The 22,956-nt window shown below is 62.7% G+C and carries 20 protein-coding genes; 18 read left to right on the forward strand and 2 right to left on the reverse strand.

The genetic code is table 11. The annotated features are described in order from the left end of the window. Window positions 1-23: 23 nt before the first annotated feature. Window positions 24-1,649 carry an NADP-dependent glyceraldehyde-3-phosphate dehydrogenase gene (locus AC1RP7_RS16795; protein ID WP_493183023.1) on the reverse strand — a complete coding sequence of 542 codons (1,626 nt, stop codon included), beginning with the start codon at window positions 1,647-1,649 and terminating at the stop codon, window positions 24-26. 263 nt (window positions 1,650-1,912) lie between these two features. Here AC1RP7_RS16795 and AC1RP7_RS16800 point away from each other — a divergent pair, with 263 nt between their 5' ends. The 3 genes from AC1RP7_RS16800 (at window position 1,913) to AC1RP7_RS16810 (ending at window position 4,999) form a co-directional block, all read left to right on the forward strand. Next, window positions 1,913-2,299 carry a c-type cytochrome gene (locus tag AC1RP7_RS16800; protein ID WP_057714317.1) on the forward strand — a complete coding sequence of 129 codons (387 nt, stop codon included), beginning with the start codon at window positions 1,913-1,915 and terminating at the stop codon, window positions 2,297-2,299. Window positions 2,300-2,321: 22 nt separating this feature from the next. Beyond that, a complete protein-coding gene (locus AC1RP7_RS16805; protein WP_492588168.1) occupies window positions 2,322-3,716 on the forward strand; it encodes a D-arabinono-1,4-lactone oxidase in 1,395 nt (464 codons plus the stop codon). 74 nt (window positions 3,717-3,790) lie between these two features. Continuing rightward, window positions 3,791-4,999 carry a DSD1 family PLP-dependent enzyme gene (locus tag AC1RP7_RS16810; RefSeq protein WP_493183091.1) on the forward strand — a complete coding sequence of 403 codons (1,209 nt, stop codon included), beginning with the start codon at window positions 3,791-3,793 and terminating at the stop codon, window positions 4,997-4,999. A 125-nt stretch (window positions 5,000-5,124) separates the two neighbouring features. Here AC1RP7_RS16810 and AC1RP7_RS16815 read toward each other — a convergent pair whose 3' ends face one another. Continuing rightward, a complete protein-coding gene (locus AC1RP7_RS16815; RefSeq protein ID WP_493183090.1) occupies window positions 5,125-6,039 on the reverse strand; it encodes a SphA family protein in 915 nt (304 codons plus the stop codon). A gap of 238 nt (window positions 6,040-6,277) precedes the next feature. Between AC1RP7_RS16815 and AC1RP7_RS16820 the strand changes: the two genes are divergently transcribed. From AC1RP7_RS16820 to AC1RP7_RS16890, 15 genes are all read left to right on the forward strand, one after another. After that, a complete protein-coding gene (locus tag AC1RP7_RS16820) occupies window positions 6,278-7,318 on the forward strand; it encodes an AraC family transcriptional regulator (protein ID WP_493183022.1) in 1,041 nt (346 codons plus the stop codon). Between the two features lie 249 nt (window positions 7,319-7,567). Next, complete coding sequence (locus AC1RP7_RS16825; protein ID WP_090455703.1) at window positions 7,568-8,455, forward strand: Dyp-type peroxidase; 888 nt, start codon at window positions 7,568-7,570, stop codon at window positions 8,453-8,455. Window positions 8,456-8,471: 16 nt separating this feature from the next. Then, window positions 8,472-9,455 (forward strand): Gfo/Idh/MocA family protein, encoded by a 984-nt coding sequence (locus AC1RP7_RS16830; protein ID WP_349736574.1) that lies wholly within the window; start codon window positions 8,472-8,474, stop codon window positions 9,453-9,455. A gap of 215 nt (window positions 9,456-9,670) precedes the next feature. Further along, window positions 9,671-10,423 (forward strand): GntR family transcriptional regulator, encoded by a 753-nt coding sequence (locus tag AC1RP7_RS16835; RefSeq protein WP_493183021.1) that lies wholly within the window; start codon window positions 9,671-9,673, stop codon window positions 10,421-10,423. Beyond that, window positions 10,420-12,150 (forward strand): fumarate reductase/succinate dehydrogenase flavoprotein subunit, encoded by a 1,731-nt coding sequence (locus AC1RP7_RS16840; protein WP_493183020.1) that lies wholly within the window; start codon window positions 10,420-10,422, stop codon window positions 12,148-12,150. The genes AC1RP7_RS16835 and AC1RP7_RS16840 overlap by 4 nt, the downstream gene beginning before the upstream one ends. A gap of 24 nt (window positions 12,151-12,174) precedes the next feature. Next, complete coding sequence (locus AC1RP7_RS16845) at window positions 12,175-12,420, forward strand: 4Fe-4S dicluster domain-containing protein (RefSeq protein ID WP_008050632.1); 246 nt, start codon at window positions 12,175-12,177, stop codon at window positions 12,418-12,420. Between the two features lie 214 nt (window positions 12,421-12,634). After that, on the forward strand, window positions 12,635-14,041 hold the full coding sequence (locus AC1RP7_RS16850) for an ABC transporter substrate-binding protein (RefSeq protein ID WP_493183019.1): 1,407 nt from the start codon (window positions 12,635-12,637) through the stop codon (window positions 14,039-14,041). 146 nt (window positions 14,042-14,187) lie between these two features. Continuing rightward, window positions 14,188-14,970: an ABC transporter permease gene (locus tag AC1RP7_RS16855; protein WP_429522441.1), complete on the forward strand. Its 783-nt coding sequence runs from the start codon at window positions 14,188-14,190 to the stop codon at window positions 14,968-14,970. Continuing rightward, window positions 14,970-15,818 (forward strand): ABC transporter ATP-binding protein, encoded by an 849-nt coding sequence (locus AC1RP7_RS16860; RefSeq protein ID WP_057714336.1) that lies wholly within the window; start codon window positions 14,970-14,972, stop codon window positions 15,816-15,818. The genes AC1RP7_RS16855 and AC1RP7_RS16860 overlap by 1 nt, the downstream gene beginning before the upstream one ends. After that, window positions 15,815-16,777: a HEAT repeat domain-containing protein gene (locus AC1RP7_RS16865; protein WP_493183017.1), complete on the forward strand. Its 963-nt coding sequence runs from the start codon at window positions 15,815-15,817 to the stop codon at window positions 16,775-16,777. The genes AC1RP7_RS16860 and AC1RP7_RS16865 overlap by 4 nt, the downstream gene beginning before the upstream one ends. Next, entirely contained in the window at window positions 16,774-17,052 is a 279-nt protein-coding gene (locus AC1RP7_RS16870; RefSeq protein ID WP_407516805.1) for a DUF971 domain-containing protein, read from the forward strand. The genes AC1RP7_RS16865 and AC1RP7_RS16870 overlap by 4 nt, the downstream gene beginning before the upstream one ends. A gap of 165 nt (window positions 17,053-17,217) precedes the next feature. Beyond that, entirely contained in the window at window positions 17,218-17,835 is a 618-nt protein-coding gene (gene lexA, locus AC1RP7_RS16875) for a transcriptional repressor LexA (RefSeq protein WP_007987463.1), read from the forward strand. Beyond that, window positions 17,835-18,452 carry a translesion DNA synthesis-associated protein ImuA gene (gene imuA, locus AC1RP7_RS16880; RefSeq protein ID WP_057714343.1) on the forward strand — a complete coding sequence of 206 codons (618 nt, stop codon included), beginning with the start codon at window positions 17,835-17,837 and terminating at the stop codon, window positions 18,450-18,452. Before lexA ends, imuA begins: the two co-directional genes overlap by 1 nt. 7 nt (window positions 18,453-18,459) lie before the next feature. Continuing rightward, window positions 18,460-19,875 carry a Y-family DNA polymerase gene (locus AC1RP7_RS16885; RefSeq protein WP_493183015.1) on the forward strand — a complete coding sequence of 472 codons (1,416 nt, stop codon included), beginning with the start codon at window positions 18,460-18,462 and terminating at the stop codon, window positions 19,873-19,875. Further along, window positions 19,851-22,949 carry an error-prone DNA polymerase gene (locus tag AC1RP7_RS16890; RefSeq protein WP_493183013.1) on the forward strand — a complete coding sequence of 1,033 codons (3,099 nt, stop codon included), beginning with the start codon at window positions 19,851-19,853 and terminating at the stop codon, window positions 22,947-22,949. Before AC1RP7_RS16885 ends, AC1RP7_RS16890 begins: the two co-directional genes overlap by 25 nt. Window positions 22,950-22,956 lie beyond the last annotated feature (7 nt).

The raw sequence follows: 22,956 nt of genomic DNA on the forward strand, positions 1-22,956 counted from the left end.
GGATGTACTCAGGCTGGCTCTCCTCAGAAGATGTAGTCGGTGGTCAGGAAGCTCGAACTGCGGCCGCTGATGATCTCGCTGATCAGGTCTTTGTTGGTCTCCTGGAACTTGGTCGCCACCAGGGTGCGGATCGAAAACACCCGCAGTGCGTCATGGACCGACAAGGTGCCTTCGGCCGAGTTCTTGCGACCATTGAAGGGATAGGTGTCCGGGCCGCGCTGGCACTGGGCATTGAGGTTGATGCGCCCGACCTGATTGGCGAAGGTGTCCACCAGCCGGCCAACCGCCACCGGGTTGGTGCCGAAGATGCTCAATTGCTGGCCAAAGTCCGACTCCAGCACGTAGTCGATCACGGTATCCAGATGACGGTAGGGCACGATGGGGATGACGGGGCCGAACTGTTCTTCCTGATAAACCCGCATCTGCGGCGTGACCGGGTACAGCACCGCCGGGTAGAAGAATGACGCACGAGCCTCGCCACCGTTGGGGTTGACTACCTTGGCGCCTTTGCTTTCGGCATCCGCCACCAGTGCATGCAGATAGTCGACCTTGCCCGATTCCGGCAGCGGTGTCAGGGCTACGCCACTTTCCCAGGGCATGCCGGGCTTGAGGTTGGCGAGCCTGGCATTGAATTTGTCGATGAAGGACTCGACCACGTCTTCGTGGACAAACAGGATCTTCAGAGCGGTGCAGCGCTGGCCATTGAATGACAGCGAACCGGTCACCGCTTCACTGACCGCGTTGTCCAGATCCACTTCCGGCAGGACGATGCCCGGATTTTTCGCATCCAGGCCCAGCGCCGCGCGCAAACGGTGGGGTCTCGGATGGAGTTTTTTCAGGTCACTGGCGGCCTTGTTGGTGCCGATGAAGGCAAAGATGTCGATCTTGCCGCTGGCCATCAGCGCACTGACCGTCTCGCGGCCGCTGCCATAGATGACGTTGATCACCCCGGTCGGAAAGCTGTCGCGGAAGGCTTCCAGCAGCGGGCGAATCAGCAGCACGCCGAGCTTGGCCGGCTTGAACACCACGGTGTTGCCCATGATCAGCGCCGGGATCAGTGTGGTGAAGGTTTCGTTCAACGGATAGTTGTAAGGCCCCATGCACAGGGCCACGCCCATCGGTACGCGACGGATCTGGCCGAGGGTGTCCTGTTCCAGTTCGAAACGGCTGGAGCGGCGGTCGAGTTCCTTCAGGGCGTTGATGGTGTCGACGATGTAGTCGCAGGTGCGGTCGAACTCCTTTTCCGAGTCCTTGAGGTTCTTGCCGATTTCCCACATCAGCAACTTGACCACGGCGTCGCGCTGCTCGCGCATGCGTGCGAGGAAGGTTTCGACGTGCTGGATGCGTTCGGCCACGCGCATGGTCGGCCACAGGCCCTGGCCACGGTCGTAGGCACGGACTGCGGCGTCGAGGGCGGTCAAGGCGGTGTCGGCATCCAGCAGCGGCGTGCTGCCGAGGATCACCTGTTCATCGCCATTCGGGCCTGCCAGGTATACCGGGCTGCGGACCAGGGCCAACGGCCCGTTCCAGGTTCTGAGTTGGCCATCGACCAGGTACTCGCGCTGCTCGGTCTGGCCGTCAAGGCGGTACTTTTCCGGGATCTCGGCGGGGCTAGGGAACAGGTTCTGGAGATTATTGGCTGTGGTCATGTCGCTACCCCTCTGGATTGGCTGATGCACTGATGAATCGTTTTAGCAGACCTCAGCAACGCTTGTCATGACTCATCTCAGGGTTTTGCCGAACAGCATGATGTCCGGGGATTTATCGGTGCCGAGCGTCATGGCCTCAGAAGCGCCCTTTGTTGGCCCCCAATGCCCTCAACCCGCCCGCGCGGGGTGCCTTAATGTTGACTCTCCTTGATCACAACAAAAAAGTGCACCCGGCTGGCCGGGCAGCCATTGAGAGGACAGCCATGCGGGCAAGCCGATTAACTGAAAAGCCTAGCCTTTGTTTGGCCTTGGTGGGCTGTGTCTTTGCGGCGTTGCTTGCAGGGTGCGGCAAAGAGCCGAACAACCCGCCGACCCGCAGCGAAGCAGGTGCCGCGAGACCCGCCGACGCGGAACTCGCGCAGGTCTACGACAACAGCTGCAAGCTTTGCCATGCCAATCCGGCGGCCGGGGCGCCGCTGACCGGCGATATCAAGGCCTGGCAACCACGGGTATTACAGGGCGCCGACACGCTGCTCGATCACGCGATCAACGGTTACAACGGCATGCCGCCGATGGGGATGTGCATGCAGTGTTCGCAAGAACAGTTCCTGGCGCTGATTGCCTTTATGTCCGGCCAGCAAATCCAATAACAAGAACGGCAGGGTGCGATTCATGACGATGGACCTGACACGGCGTCAGTTGTTGCAACGTGCGAGCGTCATTGGCGCCTTTACCGCGCTCGGCTCAACGCCGGCACTGGCCGAGCTGCTGCGCGCGCCACGCCTGATTCCCTGGCGCAACTGGTCGGGAGGCCAGAGTTGCCTGCCGGCGGCGCGGTTGGCGCCCAAGAACCTGGATGAGTTGACGCAAGTGGTGCGCCAGGCCCCCGGCAAGATTCGTCCGGTGGGCTCGGCGCATTCCTTCAGTGCGCTGGTGCCCACCGACGGCACCTTACTGTCGCTGAGCTATTTCACGGGTTTGCTCGATCACGATCGGCAAACGCTGCAGGCCGAGTTCGCCGCCGGCACGCCGATGTCACGCATGGGCACGCCGCTCAAGGACATCGGCCAGGCCCTGCAAAACATGGCTGACATCGATTACCAGACCCTGGCCGGCGCGATCTCGACCTCGACCCACGGTACCGGCAAAGACTTTCAATCGTATTCGGCGCATGTCTGCGGCTTGCAGTTGGTGGCCGCCAACGGCGACGTGCTCGACTGCGATGCCAGCCGCCATCCTGAGGTGTTCAGTGCCGCGAGGGTGTCCTTGGGCGCGTTGGGCGTGGCCACCAGGGTACGCCTGCAAAACCGCCCGGCGTATCGATTGCGGGAGCGCCAATGGATCGCTAAAACCGAAGAGCTGCTGGAAGACCTGGACAAGAACACCCGGGAAAACCAGCACTGGGAAATGCTCGTGGTGACGCATTCCGACTACGCCTTGTCGATCGCCCTGAACGAAACCAGCGACCCGGCGACACCACCGGTCCCGGCGGATGAGGAGGGCGGCAACGAGTTTGTCACGCTGATCGAGAAGATCGACAAATACGCCAGCGACTTCCCGGACCTGCGTCGCACGATGCTCAATAACTTGCGCCATCTGGCCAGTTTCGATGACCGGGTGGGTGACTCGTTCGACATCTATGCCAACGTGCGCACGGTACGTTTCAATGAAATGGAATACTCCGTGCCGGCCGAATACGGCCCAGCCTGTTTGCGCGAGATCCTCAAACTGATCCAGGACAAGGACCTGCGCACCTGGTTTCCGATCGAGTACCGTTACGTCAAGGCCGACGACATTCCCCTGAGCATGTTCGAAGGCCGCGACAGCTGTTCGATCTCGGTCCACCAGCATTACCAGATGGATCATCACAACTTCTTCGCCGCCATCGAGCCGATTTTCTGGAAGTACAACGGCCGGCCGCACTGGGGCAAGTTGCACACGCTGAATGCGAAAAACCTGCAGCCGCTGTACCCGCGCTGGCAGGAATTCATCCAGGTGCGGCAAGCGCTCGACCCCAGCGGCAAATTTCTCAACGCGCACTTGTCATCGATTCTGGGGGTGAGCTGATGGCCGTCAATCGCCGCAATTTCTTGCTCGGCACCGCCGGTGTCGGCGCCTTGTTGGTGGGTGTCGGGGCGTGGCTGCGGCCGGGTGACCGAGGCGCGCCGTACAGCGATTACTTCCTTGCGCTGAACCGCGAACTCAAGGACCACGGGCCGATGCGACCGGTGATGCTGATCGACCTTGATCGGCTGGATCACAACATCGATGTGGTGATGCAATCGGTCAAGCGCGCCGGCAAGCACCTGCGCCTGGTGGAAAAATCACTGCCGGCTCCGGGGCTTCTGGCCTACATCGCCCAGCGCGCCGGTACGCAACGGCTGATGTCGTTTCACCAACCGTTTCTCAATCATGACGCGGTGCAGTTTGCCGAGGCCGATATTCTGCTGGGCAAGCCGCTGCCGGTGCGTTCGGCCGAGTTGTTCTATCAATCGCACAAGGGACCTTTCGACCCTTCGAAGCAATTGCAATGGTTGCTCGACACACCGCAGCGCCTGCAGCAATACCTCGCCCTGGCTCAAGGGCTGGGCACGCGAGTACGGGTGAACATCGAACTGGATGTCGGGCTGCATCGCGGTGGCGTCAGTGACCTTGGCGTACTCGGGCAGATGCTGGCGCTGATCAGCCAGCACCCGCAGCACCTGGAATTCGCCGGGTACATGGGCTACGACCCGTTCGTGGGCATGGGCGTGCCGGGGATCCTGGGCTCGCCCGAGGAGCTGTTCGCCAAGGTAATGGTGGTTTACAACCGCTGCGTCGATTTTACCCGTCAGCAATACCCCGGTCTGTGGCGCGAAGGGCTGACCCTCAATACGGCCGGCAGCCCGAGCTATCGCATGCATGAACACGAACAGCTCAGCAGCGAAGTGTCGGTGGGGACGGGGCTGCTCAAGCCCACTCATTATGATTTGCCGTCACTGGCGGAGCATGTGCCGGCCGCTTTTATCGCCACGCCGGTGCTGAAAAGCACCGGGGCTGTAAACATCCCGGCGCTGGATGGCAAGTCCAGGCTGTTTTCCTGGTGGGACACCAATCAGCGCGAGACGTATTTCATCTATGGCGGTAACTGGATGGCGGAGTTCGAATCGCCAGCGGGGTTGCAGAGCAATGGCGTGTATGGCCGCAGCTCGAACCAGGAAATGGTCAATGGTTCGGCGGCGGTGGGGCTGACGGTGGAGGACCAGGTGTTCTTGCGGCCTGCCCAGACGGAGTCGGTGTTGTTGCAGTTCGGGGATTTGCTGGCGGTTCGGGGTGGGCGGATTGTTGATACCTGGCCTGTGTATTCCTGAAGTTTTTCAGTGTTTGTTCCGCCGTCATCGCGAGCAAGCTCGCTCCCACAATTTGGAATGCATTTCCCAGTTGGAATGCATCCCCCCCTGTGGGAGCGAGCTTGCTCGCGATGGCGTCAGTTCAGTCAGAACGCATAGGGAATACTGACCTTGGCCCAAAGCATTTCCCCTTCAGGCCGGTTTTCCACGTCGAACTCCTTGGCCCAGCGAATCTCCGCGCTGGCGTATTCGAGAAAAGTCCAGTGCAGTGCCGGACCAATGGCAAACACCTGGCCGCGTACCCCGTCGTTCACGTCCTGGCCATTGAACTGCACGGTGTGGCCGAACTGTTTGTCGTCGGTGGTTTGCTTGAGGTAGTAGCCGTTCAACCCGAGCATCAGGTCGTCGGTGATCTTGAAACTGGCGGAATAATCGAAGTGGAAAATCTGCCCCGACTTGTAGTCGGTGTCCTTGTTTTTCTCGTTGAAACTGTAGGTGGTCTTCATCGACACCTCGGTTCTGTCCGTCGGCAGCCAGGTGAAGGAGAACAACGGTTTGTAGGTGTAGAAGTTGTTGCTGGTGTTGGCCAGGCGGTCAACGCTGTACTCGCCGGTCGGCACGGTGATTTCGATGGCGGCGCCGAGGGTCAGGTTCGGGCCCATGTCCCAGAGGATGATCGGCGCGACCGTGGTGTCGCCCATGCCTTCGCGGGTGTCCTGCAAGCCGAACACCGAGACTTCCTGCTTGAGCCAGGGCTGCGCGATGTAGCCGGCCAGCCGGCCGCCAAACACGCGCACCGGGCTGAGGTAATCCAGGCGTGGAATGACCGCCGTGGACTCGATCTCGACGTTCGGCACCTTGCCGCCGAGCGAGCTGATATTGAGCTTCGTGGCTTTGTAGTGGTTGTAGTAGAGGTTGAACGCAACCATGTTGTCCGGAAGGCTGTCGGGCGAAAGCGGCAACATGAAAAAACCGTCGGTGCCGGTGCCGATGTTGTCCACGCCAGTCTCGGTGGCCAGTGCCGGTTGCAGGGCGCAGACGCCGGCCAGGCCAATGGCCATCAGGGGGAGTGTCGTGCGGGTCGGGATCATGGGTGTACTCATTATTATTGTTGTCGGGCTGTCCGGCATCCATACGAGGGCCGCAACATAGAAATAAGCTGTCTGCGCCCTGCAAGGCAGGGTATTGGCGGCCATTTAGGGGGGCTTCTGCGGACAGTCTTTGAGCCCTGTGCTAACTTCCTTCGACATAACCGGTTACAAAAATAAGAATGCAGCTCGACCCGGAATGTATAGCCCCATGCAAATGAAAGTGATCGATCCCACCTTTGAACTGGCGCTGGTGTCGCCGTTTCTCCTGCAGACCCTGGCCGAAGTCGCCGAGCAAAAAGGCATCCACCCCGAGAGCCTGTGCCGAGGGCTGGGCTTTACCTTTGAAGACCTGCAGGACCCGGCGCAGCGTATTTCCCATCGCCAGGCCGTGGCCATGATTCAACGCGCGCTCAAGGCCTTGCCCAATCAGGGGCTGGGCTTGTGGGTCGGCGCGCAGAATGTGCTCGGCACGCTGGGGTTGTTGGGGCATGTGTTGTCGCTGTGCAAGACCCTGCGCGATGCCTTCGAACTGGGCATTCGCCATCAACACACCTCAGGCGGCATTGTCGTGTCGAGTGTGGAGGAGGCGGGGGATCGGGTGTTTGTCGACGTTGAATGCCGCTTGCCGTTCGCCGACGTGCAGTTGTTCGCGGTCGAGGAGTTTTTCGCCAGCCTGCTGGTGTACGGCCGGGCGCTGGTCGGGGCGGATTTCAAGCCGACGGCCGTGGAGTTCGTGCATGCCGCACCGGACTATCTCGGCGAATATTCGCGCCTGCTGGGGCCGGACGTGCGTTTCGGTTGCCTGCAAAACCGCATGGTGATCGATGCACATTGGCTGGGCGTTCACTTGCCCAATCATCATTCCCTGGCCCTGCGTCAGGCCGTGAAACTGCTCGAACTGGAAGCCGCGCAGGTGCACCAGAAAATGGATCTGATCCAGGCGGTGGAACGGGCGATTGCCCGGGACCTGACCGAGGGCAGCCACATCGAGAAAATCGCCGGCGACCTGAACATGAGCAGCCGCACCTTGCGCCGCCGCCTCACCGAACATGCGCTGACGTTCGAAACGCTGCTGGAACAAGTGCGCCAGGCCCGCACCATGAGCCTGCTGGCCAACCCGGACATGTCCATCGAACGCATCACCGAGGAAGTCGGCTACAGCGACGTGCGCAGCTTTCGCCGGGCGTTCAAGCGCTGGACCGGCATGAGTCCGAGTGCGTTCCGCAACGAAAGCCCCAGCGTGGTTTGATCTTCTGTGGCGAGGGGGCTTGTGTGGCGAGGGGGCTTGCCCCCGTTGGGTTGCGAAGCAGCCCCAAAACCTGGCGACTCGGTATGACTGAAAATGCAGGGGAGCGCTACGCGCTCCAACGGGGGCAAGCCCCCTCGCCACAGAAACCGCTCGCCACACAAGCCCCCTTTGCCACAGGTTCCTGGCCTCTGACGGCACACAAACCCTCGTACTCCGGTTAAACTCCATGCTCTTTTTCAAGGAGTTCATATGAGTCATTACCAGCCGGGCATTCTCGCCACCCCCGTTCCGCCTCAAGCTCGCCATATGTTCTTCGCCCTCGAATCCGTTGCGGCACTGCCGGCCGCGCTCGACAACTTGATGCAACTGGTGGACGGGAAATCGGCTGTCGTCGGCTTCGGCGAATCCCTGGTCAAGGCGCTGGATGGGCAGATCGAAGGCCTGCGCACTTTCCCGGCACTGACTGGCGTCGGCGTCGACAATCCGTCGACCCAACACGCGCTCTGGTGCTGGCTGCACGGTGAAGACCGTGGCGAATTGCTCAACCGCAGCAACGCCATCTCGGCGGCACTGGCCCCGGCGTTGCGCCTGGTGCAGATGAACGAAACCTTCCGCCACATGACCGGCCATGACCTGACCGGCTACGAAGATGGCACCGAGAACCCCCACGACGCAGCCGCCGTGACCGCCGCCCTGGTGGGTGAGGGCGCGGACGGCACGGTGGGTGGCAGCTTCGCCGCGATCCAGCAGTGGCAGCATGACTTGAAAGGTTTCCATGGGCTGTCGGCGGATGAAAAAGACAACATCATGGGTCGCCGCTTGAGCGATAACGAAGAGATCGACGACGCGCCGGTTTCCGCCCACGTCAAACGCACCGCCCAGGAAAGCTTTGCGCCTGAAGCCTTCGTGGTGCGCCGCTCGATGCCGTGGATCGAAGGTGACCGTGCCGGCCTGATGTTCCTGGCCTTTGGTTTTTCCCTCGACGCCTTCGAAGCCCAACTACGCCGCATGAGTGGCCTGGAAGACGGCATCACCGACGGTCTGTACCGCATCAGCCGTCCGATCACCGGAGGCTACTACTGGTGCCCGCCGCTCAAGGACGGTCGACTGGACCTGCGCGCATTGCGCGTCGGCTGAGCCGCAAGGAGTGCCTATGAACCTGGTGCGCTGGGGCATGATCGGTTGTGGCAGTGTCGCTGAACGCAAAAGCGGGCCGGCCTTCTACAAGGCGCCCGGATCGGCGTTGGTCGCTGTGATGGGCCGGCGCCTGGAAGCCGTCACCGACTACGCCACGCGCCACGGCATCGCTCGGGTCTACACCGATGCGCAGGCGCTGATCAACGATCCCGAGGTCGACGCGGTGTACATCGCCACGCCGCCCGACAGCCATCACGCCTATGCTTTGCAAGTGGCCGCGGCCGGCAAGCATTGCTGCGTGGAAAAACCGATGGCGCTGAATGCCGGGCAAAGCCGTGAAATGCAGCAGGTGTTTGCCGATGCCGGGTTGCACCTGTTCGTGTCTTATTACCGACGTTCGCTGCCACGCTTCCGGCAAGTGCGGCAATGGCTGGAAGAGGGGCGGATCGGCGAGGTCCGGCACCTGAGCTGGACCCTCACCAAAGCCCCGTCGGCAGCGGACCGGAGCGGCACCGATAACTGGCGCACCGACCCGGCAATTGCCGGTGGAGGTTACTTCGCCGATCTGGCCAGCCATGGCCTGGACCTGTTTCAGTACCTGTTCGGCGATATCGTCGAAGTCGCCGGGTTCACCGCGCGGCAGGCCGGTTTGTACGCGGCCGAAGATGCCGTCAGCGCCACTTGGCGGTTTGCCAGCGGGGCACTGGGGATGGGCTGCTGGAACTTCGTTGCAGACCGTCGCGAAGACCGGGTCGAAGTGATTGGCAGCAAAGGCCGGATCACCTTTTCAGTGTTCGATGAACACCCGGTTGAACTGCACGCCGACGAGCTGCACGCTGGCGAGCACCTCAGCCTGACCATCGAGCATCACGCACACATTCAGTGGCACCACGTATTGGGCATGAATGCGCATATTCGTGGCGAGACGCAGCACCCCGCCGTGGCCGAGCAGGCGCTGAAGACCGATTGGGTGATGGACCAGATTCTCAAGCGGCACTGATTTCTCAGATCACACACAACCCCCTGTGGGAGCGAGCTTGCTCGCGATAGCGGTTGCACATTCAACATTGAAGTCGACTGACCCGCCGCCATCGCGAGCAAGCTCGCTCCCACAGGGACGGTGGTGGATCTAACCTTATTCTCAAACAGTATTTCTCAATCCTCACTCTGCCTCTCTAAGATCACGTCATAACTCGTTATAACAAGTGATCTGCCATGACCGATAACGTTCTATCCCTGAGCAGCGTCCCGTTGCACACCCAGCTGCGAGATGTGCTGCGCGCCCGCATCCTCGACGGCGAATACCCGCAAGACAGCCAGATGCCTTCAGAAAGCGAGCTTGGCGCGTTGTTCAAGGTCAGCCGCATCACCGTGCGCCAGGCCTTGGGCGACCTGCAAAAGGAAGGGCTGATCTTCAAGATCCACGGCAAGGGCACTTTCGTCGCCAAGCCGAAAACCTTCCAGAACGTCAGCACCCTGCAAGGCCTGGCCGAGTCCATGACCGATCGCGGCTATGAGGTGATCAACCGCCTGCGCAGCTTCAAATTCATTGCCGCCGACAAGCTCGTGGCCGAGCGTTTGCAGATCGCCGAAGGCGAGGTCGTGGCGCAGATCAAACGTGTGCGCCTGATCAATCGCGAGCCGGTTTCCCTGGAAATCACTTACCTGCCCAAGGCCATTGGCGAGCGCCTGGAAAAAGCCGACCTGGTCACCCGCGATATTTTCCTGATCCTGGAAAACGACTGCGGCTTGACCCTGGGGCACGCCGACCTGGCCATCGATGCGGTACTGGCCGACAGCGACCTGACCCACGCGCTGAACGTTGAACCTGGCTCGCCAATCATGCACATCGAACGCCTGACCCACGATGTCGACGGTCGGCCGCTGGACTTCGAACACCTTTACTACCGTGGCGATGCCTTCCAGTACCGCCTGCGGATCGACCGGCAAAAAGGGGAGCAGGCATGACCCGAAGCACTTTGGAGCAGGAATACGACATCGTCGTGATCGGCGGCGGCACCGCCGGCCCCATGGCGGCGATCAAGGCCAAGGAACGCAACCGCGACCTGCGGGTGTTGTTGATCGACAAGGCCAACGTCAAGCGCAGCGGCGCGATCAGCATGGGCATGGATGGCCTGAACAACGCGATCATTCCCGGCCACTCGACGCCGGAGCAGTACACCAAGGAAATCACCATCGCCAACGACGGCATCGTCAACCAGGCCGCGGTGTACGCCTATGCCACCCACAGTTTCGAAACGATCGAACAACTGGACCGCTGGGGCGTGAAGTTCGAGAAGGACGAAACCGGCGACTACGCGGTGAAAAAGGTCCACCACATGGGCGCTTATGTGTTGCCGATGCCGGAAGGGCACGACATCAAGAAAGTCCTCTATCGGCAGTTGAAGCGCGCGCGGGTGAGTATCACCAATCGCCTGGTCTGCACCCGATTGCTGACGGATGAAGAGGGCGCGGTCAACGGCGTGATGGGCTTCGACTGCCGCACGGCGGACTTCCACGTGATCAAGGCCAAGGCGGTGATCCTCGCTTGCGGTGCCGCCGGACGCCTGGGGTTGCCGTCTTCGGGCTACCTGATGGGCACCTACGAAAACCCGACCAATGCCGGCGACGGCTACTCGATGGCCTACCATGCCGGGGCCGAACTGGCGAACCTGGAATGCTTCCAGATCAACCCGCTGATCAAGGATTACAACGGCCCGGCCTGCGCCTACGTCACCGGCCCCTTGGGCGGCTACACCGCCAACAACAAGGGCGAACGCTTCATCGAGTGCGACTACTGGAGCGGGCAGATGATGTGGGAGTTCCATCAGGAACTGGAAAGCGGCAATGGCCCGGTGTTCCTCAAGCTCGATCATCTGGCCGAGGAAACCATCCAGAACATCGAAGAGATCCTGCACAGCAACGAGCGTCCGAGTCGCGGCCAGTTCCACGCCAATCGCGGCACCGACTACCGCACGCAGATGGTCGAGATGCACATCTCGGAAATCGGTTTTTGCAGCGGGCATTCGGCGTCGGGGGTGTGGGTCAACGAGAAGGCCGAGACCTCGGTCAAGGGCTTGTACTCGGCTGGAGACATGGCTGCGGTGCCGCACAACTACATGCTCGGTGCGTTTACCTATGGGTGGTTCGCTGGCCAGAACGCGGCGGATTTTGTCTCCGGGCGTGAGTTTTCAGCGCTGGATGCCCAGCAGATCGAAACCGAAAAACAACGGGTCTACGCACCACTGGAGCGTGAGCACGGCCTGCCGCCAGCCCAGGTCGAATACAAGCTGCGGCGCTTGGTCAACGACTACCTGCAACCGCCGAAAGTGACGAAGAAGATGCAGATCGGCCTGCAACGCTTCAGCGACATCCAGCGTGATCTCGACCAGATCAAGGCGCACAACGCCCACGAGCTGATGCGCGCCATGGAAGTCAGCATGATCCGCGACTGCGCCGAAATGGCCGCCCGCGCTTCATTGTTCCGCGCCGAAAGCCGCTGGGGGCTTTACCACCATCGCGTCGATCACCCGCAACGCAACGACCGCGACTGGTTTTGCCATTGCCACCTGAAGAAAGACGAGAACGGTTTGATGAGCAGTTTCAAGAAAGCCGTCGAGCCTTACATCATCCCGCTCGATGCCGACGAGATGCAGGCCTACGACCGGCTGCGGGTCGGCGCGGATGCCGCCTGAGCATCACCCAAGAGAGACTGTGAAATGGCCTATCAAGCCCAGGAAATTTTCTTCCGTTCCAACGCCCCCGTCACCGTCGACGAGGACAAATGCATCGCCCACAAAGGCTGCACCGTGTGCGTAGACGTCTGCCCGATGGACCTGCTGGCGATCAACCCGGCCACGCAAAAGGCCTACATGGCGTTCGACGAATGCTGGTACTGCATGCCCTGTGAAAAGGACTGTCCGACGGGTGCGGTGAAAGTCGAAATCCCGTACCTGCTGCGCTGAAATACTGTCCCTGTGGGATCGAGGCCAGTCGCAAGTCCTGCATACACCAGAAAAACCTGTGGGAGCGAGCTTTCTCGCGGATGAGGCCAGCTCGAACAACCCAAAACGCCATCCGGCACCACCGGACGCCTGATTCAAGACACCCCTCGTTTCCCACCGCGCCCTGATCGTGGCGGAGACGAACATCCTATAAATGATTCGAGGGGAAACACTCATGATGTTGCGTGCAGCTTTGGCCGGTCTGGTACTGGCTTCATTCACCCTGTCGGCCTCGGCCGAAACCATCCGCATTGCCATCGGTACCCAGGACACCACCATCAACTGCGCCGCCGGCGGATTGTTGATTCGCGAACTCGGGCTGCTGGACAAATACCTGCCCCACGATGGCCCCTACAAGGACGCCCAATACGAGGTGCAGTGGAAAAACTTCACCAGCGGCGCACCCCTGACCAACGAAATGGTGGCCGGCAAACTCGACTTCGGCGCCATGGCCGACTTCCCCGGCGCGTTCAACGGCGTGGCGTTCGAAACGGCGGGCAAGCACAGCCTGTTTATCAGCGTGCTGTCGGGCAGCATCAAGGGCAGCGGCAACGGCATCGTGGTGCCAAGCGCATCGGGTGTGCAGTCGCTGGCAGAGCTCAAGGGCAAGACCATTTCCGTGCCGTTCGCTTCCACCGCCCATGGCATGCTGTTGCGCGCCGTCGCGGCCCAGGGCTGGGACCCGCTCAAGGACGTGAACATCATCGCCCAGCCGCCGGAAGTCGCCGGCTCCGCGTTGCAGGCCGGCAAGATCGATGCTCACGCTGACTTCGTGCCCTTCGCCGAACTGTTCCCCAGCCGTGGTTTCGCCCGCAAGATTTATGACGGAGCCCAGGCCAACGCGCCGACCTTCCACGGTGCGCTGGTCGATCAGGCCTATGCGAAAAAGTACCCGGAAATCGTCGTCGCTTACCTGCGGGCGAGTATCGAAGCCAACCAGCTGCTGGCGGCTGAACCGGAGAAATACAGCGAGTTGATCGCCAAGGTCACCGGGGTCGATGCCGAGGTCAATTATCTGTTCCATGGCCCACTCGGTGTGCAGACCCGCGACCTGAGCTGGAAGCCGGAATACCGTCAGGCCGTGGGCACCGCCATCGATACCCTCAAGTTGTTGAAGAAGGCCGATCGCGGTCTGGATCTCAACACCTTCATTGACGACCAATACATCCGCGCCGCCTTCAAGGCCTCGAACCTGGACTACAGCGCGCAACTGGCCAGTTACGGGCAGGCGCCGCTCAAGGCCGTCGATGCCGCCAGCGGTCAAGCCATCACCGACTTCAGCCACGTGGCGGAAATCTGGGTGCGCGGCGAGCCGAAAGTCCGCCAGTACGCCTCGGCGCAAGCGGCGTTTGCCGCGCTGGCCAGCCTCAAGCAGGAAGGCCGGAGCATCCGCGCGGTGTACGCCCAGGCCAGTGACAGCGGGATCAAGCTGCTGGCGGATCAGGCGTGGTTTGCCACCGACGGGAAAGGGCAGCTGAGCGCGTTCCTGCTCAAAGGCCAGGCCCAACAGTTCGCCACGGCGCAGGGCGGCAAGGTCTTTGACTTTACCGATGCCACTGCCCAGGCCGTGGCTGTTCGCTAACAGCCGAAACACTACAGCCCCCTGTAGGAGCGAGCCCGCTCGCGAAAAACGTCCAGACAACGCGATCCGTCAGACAGCGCGCGTAATCGTTGGCGTTCTTCGCGAGCAAGCTCGCTCCTACAGGAGGTGGGTTGAGAGGAATAATTGTGTACCGATCATATTCACGCTGGATCCCCAGAGCCGCATCCTTGCTGCTCTGCCTGCTGTTCTGGCAACTCGCCGCCAGCTACCACTGGAACCTCGGCCTGGTGACCTTCGCCAACGTCCCGACACCCGTGGCGGTCATTGAAGCCGCCCTCGGCCTCGGCGACTCGGGCAAGCTCGCCCAGCACCTGGGCAGCAGCCTCGGCCGGGTATTCGCCGGTTACCTCGCGGCGCTGATCATTGGCGTGGCCCTGGGCCTGGCCATCGGTCGCTCGAAATGGGCCGAAGATCTCTTGCTGCCGCCCCTGGAAGTGCTGCGCCCGATCCCGGCAGTGGCGTGGATTCCCCTGGCGATCCTGATGTTTCCCTCGTCGGAACTGTCGATGGTGTTCATCACCTTCACCGGCGCATTGTTCCCGATCCTGCTCAACACCGTGCACGGCGTCGAAGGCGTCGATCCACGGCTGATCGCCTCGGCGAAAAGCCTCGGGGCAGGGCGCCGGGCAATCCTGCTGGAGGTCGTTCTTCCGGGCGCTGCGCCCAGCATCATCACCGGCCTGGCCATCGGCATGGGCACCTCGTGGTTCTGCCTGGTGACGGCGGAAATGATCTCCGGCCAATTCGGCATCGGCTATTACACCTGGGAGTCCTACACCATCCAGAACTACGCCGACATCGTCGTCGGCATGTTGCTGATTGGCGTGCTCGGGATGGGCAGCAGCCTGTTGATCAAGCGTCTGGGCGGGCTTTTCACGCCTTGGCATCGACCACGAGGAAAAGCCTGATGAGCGTTTTTCAACACCTGGAAGGGCGTATCGACATTCGCGGGCTGTCAATCAGCCTGGGCGAGGGGGACGCGGCTTTCGAAGCGGTACAGGGCCTCGACTGCCAGATCGAGCCAGGGCAGTTCGTGTGCATTCTCGGGCCGTCCGGTTGCGGCAAGTCCACCTTGCTCGGCGCCCTGGCCGGCCACCTGCAACCGCGCACCGGCACGCTGAATGTCGATGGCGCAGCGGTGTCGGGCCCATCGCCCCAGCGCGGCATGGTGTTCCAGCAGCACACACTGTTTCCTTGGCGCACGGTGCGTGACAACGTCGCCTTCGGCCTGAAAATGCGCGGCGTCGGCAAGGCCGAACGGCACAAGGCGGCGGATGAAATCCTCGCCCTGGTGGGCCTCGAAGGTTTTGCCGGGCGCTGGCCCGACCAGCTCTCCGGCGGCATGCAGCAACGGGTGGAAATTGCCCGGGTGCTGGTCAACCGTCCGCGCCTGTTGTTGATGGACGAACCCTTTGGCGCCCTCGATGCCCTGACCCGGTTGAACATGCAGGAACTGCTGCTGGACATCTGGACGCGCATCCGCACCACCGTGGTGTTTGTCACCCATGACATCGACGAAGCGCTGTTCCTCGCTGATCGCCTGTTGGTCATGAGCTCGCGCCCCGGGCGAATCATCGAAGACCTGCGCCTGGACTTCCCCAGGCCGCGCAGCACGGAACTGATGACCCGCCCTGAATTCTCGCACCTCAAGCGCCATTGCCTCGAACTCCTGCGCCACGAAGACGGTCGGCAACTGCCACGCTTGAATCCGCTCGGTCTTCCCCCTGAAAACAAACTGCCGCGATTTGCCCTATGACCTCACTATTCGATGTAACCGATAACGACGACATTCTTGCCCTGCAACCGCGCCTGACCGATGACGACCCCGGTGTACGCCGGATCGCGCTGATCGAACTGGCCGATCTCGAGGAGCCGGATGGCCTGCAGTGGTTGATCAATCGACTGGCCGAAGACCCGATTGCCGACGTTCGCGCCGAAGCCGCGCGGTTGCTGGAAGCCTGGGAGGATGAGCCCGTGGTCGAAGCGTTGTGCCTGGCGCTGACGGATCCATCCCCGGCGGTGCAGGCGGCCGCAGCGCAGAGCCTTAGCCTGCTCAAGAGTGAAGCGGCGGGCCGGGTCATTCTGCCGTGGACCGGGCACGCCGACAGCGGCGTACGCATCGCCGCGTTCAGGGCGTTGCGCGAGTTGCGTTGCCCCGATGCCGCCACGGCGGCTGCCGCTGCATTGGACGATGAAAGCGCCAGCGTGCGCCGCGAGGCGGTGGGCGTGCTCGGCTGGCTCAAGCAACTCGATGCCTTGCCGGCCCTGGCGCAGTTGGCCAGCGCTGACCCGGACACTGAAGTTCGGCGTGCCGCCACCGGGGCGTTGGGCCTGGCGTCTGACGCGCAGGTGCTGCCGGCCCTGCGCCAGGCCTTGCGCGACGCTGCCTGGCAAGTCCGCGAAGAAGCCGCCACCACCCTGGGCAAGGTCGGCCACCTAGACGCCGGCCCGGCCCTGATCGACGCCTTGGGCGACGATTACTGGCAAGTGCGTCTGCGCGCCACCCGCAGCCTCGGTCGCTTACGTTATGGACCGGCGATCGATGCGTTGATCGACACCCTCGGCCACCGCATCAGCAACCTGCGCAAGGAAGCCGCGTTGGCCCTGGGCGAATTGAGCGACCCGCGGGCCATCGCGGCATTGCAGGCCGCACAGGACGACGGCGACCCGGAAGTGCGCAAGGCCGTACGCATTGCCTTGAGTCAACTGCAATGAATCCGCTGGCGGTGGGTAATTCTCGAAGCAAACAGCAGTTGCGACTGAACTGGCCGGATGGTCGCGAACAGGTGTTGGACCATGCCGAATTGCGTCGCCAGTGCCCGTGTTCGCAGTGTCGGGCGTTTCGCATGCGGGGAATGGCGCCGATGGTTGATGGGCGGGTTCGGGTTGTTGAATTGCACTCGCAGGGGTACGGACTGCAACTGGTGTTCAGCGATGGCCATGAGCGCGGGATTTATCCGTGGGCGTATCTTGCACAACTCACCTCTTGAGTCACTGAAATCCAATGTGGGAGCGAGCTTGCTCGCGATGCGGCCCGGTCAGTCGATACACATGTTGAATGAAAGACCATCGCGAGCAAGCTCGCTCCCACAGGTCACTGGTCCTGCCACCAGATGATTGACGGTTCTTGCCAGGCAAAAGCCAAAAGAGTACAAATGTACTCCATGACGACTCTGACTCCCCGCCGTACCGCCATCCTGACCTTTATCCGCGATCGCATCGCCGAGCACGGTCAGCCTCCGAGCCTCGCTGAAATCAGCGAGGCGTTCGGTTTTGCCTCCCGCAGCGTGGCGCGCAAGCATGTGCTGGCGCTGACCGAAGCCGGGTTTATCGAGGTCAACCCGCATCAGGCCCGGGGCATTCGCCTGCTCGGGCAGCCGCCGCGTCCCGAGTTGTTGGACATCCCGGTACTCGGCCGGGTGGCGGCCGGTGCGCCGATTGGGGCCGATGCGGAGGTCCATAGCCGCTTGCTGCTCGATCCGTCGATCTTTTCGCGGGTGCCGGACTACATGCTGCGGGTCCGGGGTGACTCGATGATCGAGGACGGCATTCTCGATGGCGATCTGGTGGGCGTGCACCGCAACCCCGAGGCGCTCAACGGCCAGATCGTCGTGGCGCGACTCGACGGCGAAGTCACCATCAAGCGCTTCGAGCGGGTCGGCGATGTGGTTCGCCTGCTGCCACGCAACCCGGCCTACCAGCCGATCATTGTCGAGGCCGACCGGGACCTGGCCATCGAAGGCGTGTTCTGTGGCCTGGTGAGGCAAGGCTGATGGGTGCCGTCGTTGCGCTGGATACGCTGTTCAATGGCGGCCAGGTCTGGAAGGGCCGGCCTGCGCCACCAGCCGCCAGCCCGCAACCCACCGGGCATGCCGCGCTGGACGCCGCATTGCCCAGCGGAGGCTGGCCGGAGGCGGCGCTGACGGAAATCCTCTTGGCCGGGCAGGGCGTGGGCGAGTTGCAACTGGTGTGGCCGACGCTGGCACGGCTGTCGGCGGCGGGCGAGCGCATCGTGCTGGTGGCGCCGCCTTATGTGCCGTATCCCCAGGCGTGGCAGGGTGCCGGGGTCGATCTGCGTCAGTTGTCGATCATCCAGGCCAGCGAGCGCGATGCGCTGTGGGCCGCGGAACAATGCCTGCGTTCGGGCAGTTGCGGCGCGGTGCTGTGCTGGCCGCACAAGGCCGATGACCGTGCCTTGCGCCGCTTGCAGGTGGCGGCGGAAACCGGCCAGACCCTGGCCTTCGCCTATCGCCCCCTCAGTGAAGCGATCAACCCTTCGCCGGCGGCCCTGCGCATTGCCATCGATGCCCGACCGGCACAACTGCGCGTGCTCAAGTGCCGCGGCGGCCTGGCTCGTTCGGCGCCGATTGCCTTCGCCGTGGGGCATTGAGGTTGCCATGCGCTGGGTCTGCATTCTTTTCCCGCAATTGGCGCTGGACGCGGTACTGCGTCAGCGCACCGATCCCGAGGAGCCCCTGGCGTTGCTGACCGGCCCGGCCCAGCGCCGGGTGCTGCAGGCCGTCAACGGCGCGGCGCGAGCGCTGGGCTTGCATCCCGGTCAGTCCATGAGCGCGGCACAGGCCTTGAGCAAAGGCTTTGTCACGGCCGAATACGACGCCGCCGACATCGAACACTGGCAGCAGTTTCTCGCCGCCTGGGCCTATCGCTTCAGTTCCCAGGTCAGCGTGCATTACCCCCGGGCCGTGGTGTTCGAGATCGAATCCAGCCTCGGTTTGTTCGGCGCCTGGCCGCAATTCGAAGCGCTTTTGCGCCGTGAGCTCGACGAACTGGGATTTCGGCACCGCATCGTGGCCGCGCCCAACCCGGTGGCGGCGCGGGTGCTGGCCAACGCCTATGACGGTCTGGTGGTGCCGGACGATCAAGCCTTGCAGCATCACCTGGGGCAAATGCCTGTCGACCGGATCGGTCTCGAAACCTCGGTCGCCACGGCCTTGTCGCGCATGGGCTTGCGCACCTTGAGCCAGGTGCAGGCGCTGCCCCGGCATAGCCTGGCCCGGCGTTTCGAGGCTCAGGTGCTCAAGCATCTGGATGCCCTGTCGGGTTTACGGCGGCTGGCGCTGGCGTTTTACCTGCCGCCGGACCGCTTCGATGTGCGGATCGAGCTCAATTTCGATGTGCAGTCCCATCAAGCCTTGCTGTTTCCGTTGCGCCGGTTGACCGGCGACCTGTCGGCGTTCCTCTGTGGTCGCGACAGCGGCGTACAGCGTTTCGACCTGCATCTGGAACACGCCGGGTTGCCGGACACGGTCATCAAGGTCGGCCTGCTCAGCGCCGAGCGCGATCCGGCGATGCTCTTCGAACTGGCCCGGGGGCGGCTGGAGCAAGTCCAGGTCGAGGCGCCGGTGCGCGGCTTTCGCCTGCGCGCCGAGGATTTGCCGACTTTCGTACCCCAACATCAGGAACTGTTCGACGATCGCCCGCAGCAGTCCTTGCCCTGGGAGCAACTGCGCGAACGTCTGCGTGCACGGCTGGGGGATGACGCGGTACATGGCCTGCGCTTCCAGGCCGATCACCGGCCCGAGTGTGCATGGCAGGCCAGTGCCGACAGCCAGCCCTGCGCGGTGCCGGCCGCGGTGAAACGGCCGGGCTGGCTGCTGACTGAACCGCTGGCCGTGCATCAGGGCTCGGCGCGCATCCTCATGGGGCCGGAACGCATCGAGTCCGGTTGGTGGGACGGTGACGACGTACGCCGTGACTATTACCTGATCGAAACCCGTGCAGGCCAACAGGGCTGGGCCTACCGGGCGGTCGGTGAGGACGGCCCGCTGTGGTTGCAGGGCTGGTTCGCATGAGCATCGACTATGTCGAACTGCACTGCCTGTCGAACTTCAGCTTCCAGCGCGGTGCCTCCAGTGCCCTCGAGCTGTTCCAGCGCGCGAAAAAACAGGGTTATCAAGCCCTGGCGATCACCGACGAATGCACCCTGGCGGGCATCGTTCGCGCCTGGCAAGCGGCGAAGTCCGTGGAGTTGCCGCTGATCATCGGCAGTGAAATACGCATCGAGAACGGTCCGAAACTGGTGCTGTTGGTGGAGAGCCTTGAGGGTTATCAGGCGCTGTGCCGATTGATCACCCGCGCCCGGCGGCGCACGCAGAAAGGCCAGTATCAGGTGCTGCGCGAAGACTTCAGCGAACCGTTGCCGGGCCTGTTGGCATTGTGGGTGCCGGACGCTGTCGATGCCTTTGAACAGGGGCGCTGGCTCAAACAGGTCTTCGCCGAGCGCCTGTGGCTGGCGGTGCAGTTGCACCGCGGTCAGGACGATGCCCGGCGCCTGAACGATCTGCTGAGCCTGGCCAGGGAGTTGCGTATTGCGGCCGTGGCCAGTGGCGATGTGCACATGCACGCTCGCGGCCGGCGCGCCTTGCAGGACACCATGACCGCGATCCGTCATCACCTGCCGGTGGCCGATGCCGGGCTGCGCCTGCATCCCAACGGCGAACGCCATCTGCGCAGCCTGGACGTGCTGGGGGAACTTTATCCGCCCGGCTTGCTGGCAGAAACGCTGAACATCGCCCGGCGCTGCGCCTTTGATCTTGGCCAGTTGCGTTATCAATATCCCCGCGAACTGGTGCCAGAAGGGCACAGCGCAGAGTCCTGGCTGCGGGCGTTGACCGAGCGCGGCATGCGCGAGCGATGGCCCGACGGTGCAAGCGAAAAGGTTCGCGGGCTGATCGACAAGGAGCTCGGGCTGATCGCCGAGCTGGGTTATGAAAGCTATTTCCTGACCGTTCAGGACATCGTCGCCTTCGCCCGGCGCGAGAAGATTCTCTGCCAGGGCCGAGGCTCTGCGGCCAACTCGGCGGTGTGTTTCGCCCTGGGCATCACCGAGATCGACCCCGAGCGAATGAACATGCTGTTTGAGCGCTTTCTCTCCAGGGAGCGCAACGAGCCACCGGATATCGATGTGGACTTCGAGCACGAACGCCGCGAAGAAGTCTTGCAGTACGTGTTCCAGCGCTATGGTCGGACCCGCGCGGCACTGACAGCCGTGGTCAGCACTTATCATGCGGCCGGTGCGGTGCGCGATGTGGCCAAGGCGTTGGGTTTGCCGCCAGACCAGATCAATGCCCTGGCCGATTGCTGTGGTCACTGGAGTGATGAAACGCCGCCCGTGGAGCGCCTGCGTGAAGGCGGTTTCGACCCTGAAAGCCCGGTGTTGCGTCGGGTGTTGAGCTTGACACAGCAACTGATCGGCTTCCCCCGGCACCTGTCCCAGCACCCCGGCGGCTTCGTCATTTCCGAGCAGCCGCTGGATCACCTCGTGCCGGTGGAAAACGCCGCGATGGCCGAGCGCACCATCATCCAGTGGGACAAGGACGATCTCGATGCGGTCGGGCTGCTCAAGGTGGATATCCTGGCCCTGGGCATGCTCAGCGCGATTCGTCGCTGTTTCGACTTGCTGCGCCGTCATCGCAACCGGGACTTGAGCCTGGCAACGGTGCCCTCCGAGGATTCACAGACCTACGACATGATCGGTCGTGCCGACACCATCGGCGTGTTCCAGATCGAGTCCCGGGCGCAAATGTCGATGCTGCCCAGGCTCAAGCCCCGCAAGTTCTATGATCTGGTGATCGAGGTGGCCATCGTTCGCCCCGGACCTATCCAGGGCGGCATGGTGCATCCGTACCTGCGTCGTCGAAACAAGGAAGAGCTTGAAACCTACCCCTCCGAAGAGTTGCGGGAGGTGTTGAAACGCACCCTTGGCGTGCCTCTGTTTCAGGAACAGGTGATGCAGATCGCCATCGTCGCCGCCGACTACAGCCCCGGCGAGGCCGACCAGCTACGCCGCTCCATGGCTGCCTGGAAACGCCACGGCGGGCTCGAACCGCACAAGGATCGACTGGCCGCCGGCATGAAGAAAAAAGGCTACACGCCGGAGTTTGCCGCGCAGATCTTCGAGCAGATCAAGGGCTTTGGCAGCTACGGTTTTCCCGAGTCTCACGCGGCCAGTTTTGCCTTGCTGACTTACGCCAGTTGCTGGTTGAAATGCCACGAGCCGGCGGCCTTCGCTTGTGCGCTGATCAACAGTTGGCCGATGGGGTTCTACAGCCCGGACCAGATTCTGCAGGACGTCAGGCGCCATCATTTGCAGGTTCGCCCGGTGGACGTGCGCACCAGCGACTGGGATTGCAGTCTGGAACCGATCAGCGGTGCGCAACCGGCGATTCGCTTGGGGCTACGCATGATCAAGGGCTTTCGCGAGGACGATGCCCGACGCATCGAGGCGGCACGCTCCAAAGGGGCGTTTGCCGACATTGCCGACCTCGGCGAACGGGCGCGACTCGATGCCCGCGCCCAGGAGCAACTGGCCGATGCCGGCGCGTTGCGTGGCCTGGCCGGCGACCGGCATCGGGCACGTTGGGAAGTGGCCGGGGTACAAAAGCAGCTGGGTTTGTTTGCCGGCCTGCCGAGCCGGGAGGAGGACGCGGTGTCGTTGCCAAAGCCCACTGTGGGCGAGGACCTGCAAGCCGATTACGCCAGTGTCGGCACCACCCTCGGGCCGCATCCGTTGGCCCTGTTACGCGGTGAGTTGAAGGCGCGGCGCTGCCGCAGTTCGAAGGAGTTGCTGGACGTCGAGCACGGTCGGCCAGTCAGCGTTGCCGGGCTGGTCACCGGCCGACAACGCCCGGCCACCGCCAGCGGCGTGACATTCGTCACCCTTGAGGACGAGTTCGGCAACGTCAACGTGGTGGTGTGGCGCGACCTGGCCGAGCGTCAGCGCCAGGTGCTGGTCGGCTCGCAGTTGCTCAAGGTCGATGGGCGCTGGGAGAAAGAGGGTGAGGTCCGGCATCTGATAGCCGGACGCTTGAGTGATCTGAGCCCGTTGCTGGACGGTATCAGTGTGCGCAGTCGCGATTTCCGCTGACGACGCG

Source organism: Pseudomonas sp. GW822-FHT01E03 (assembly GCF_058802985.1).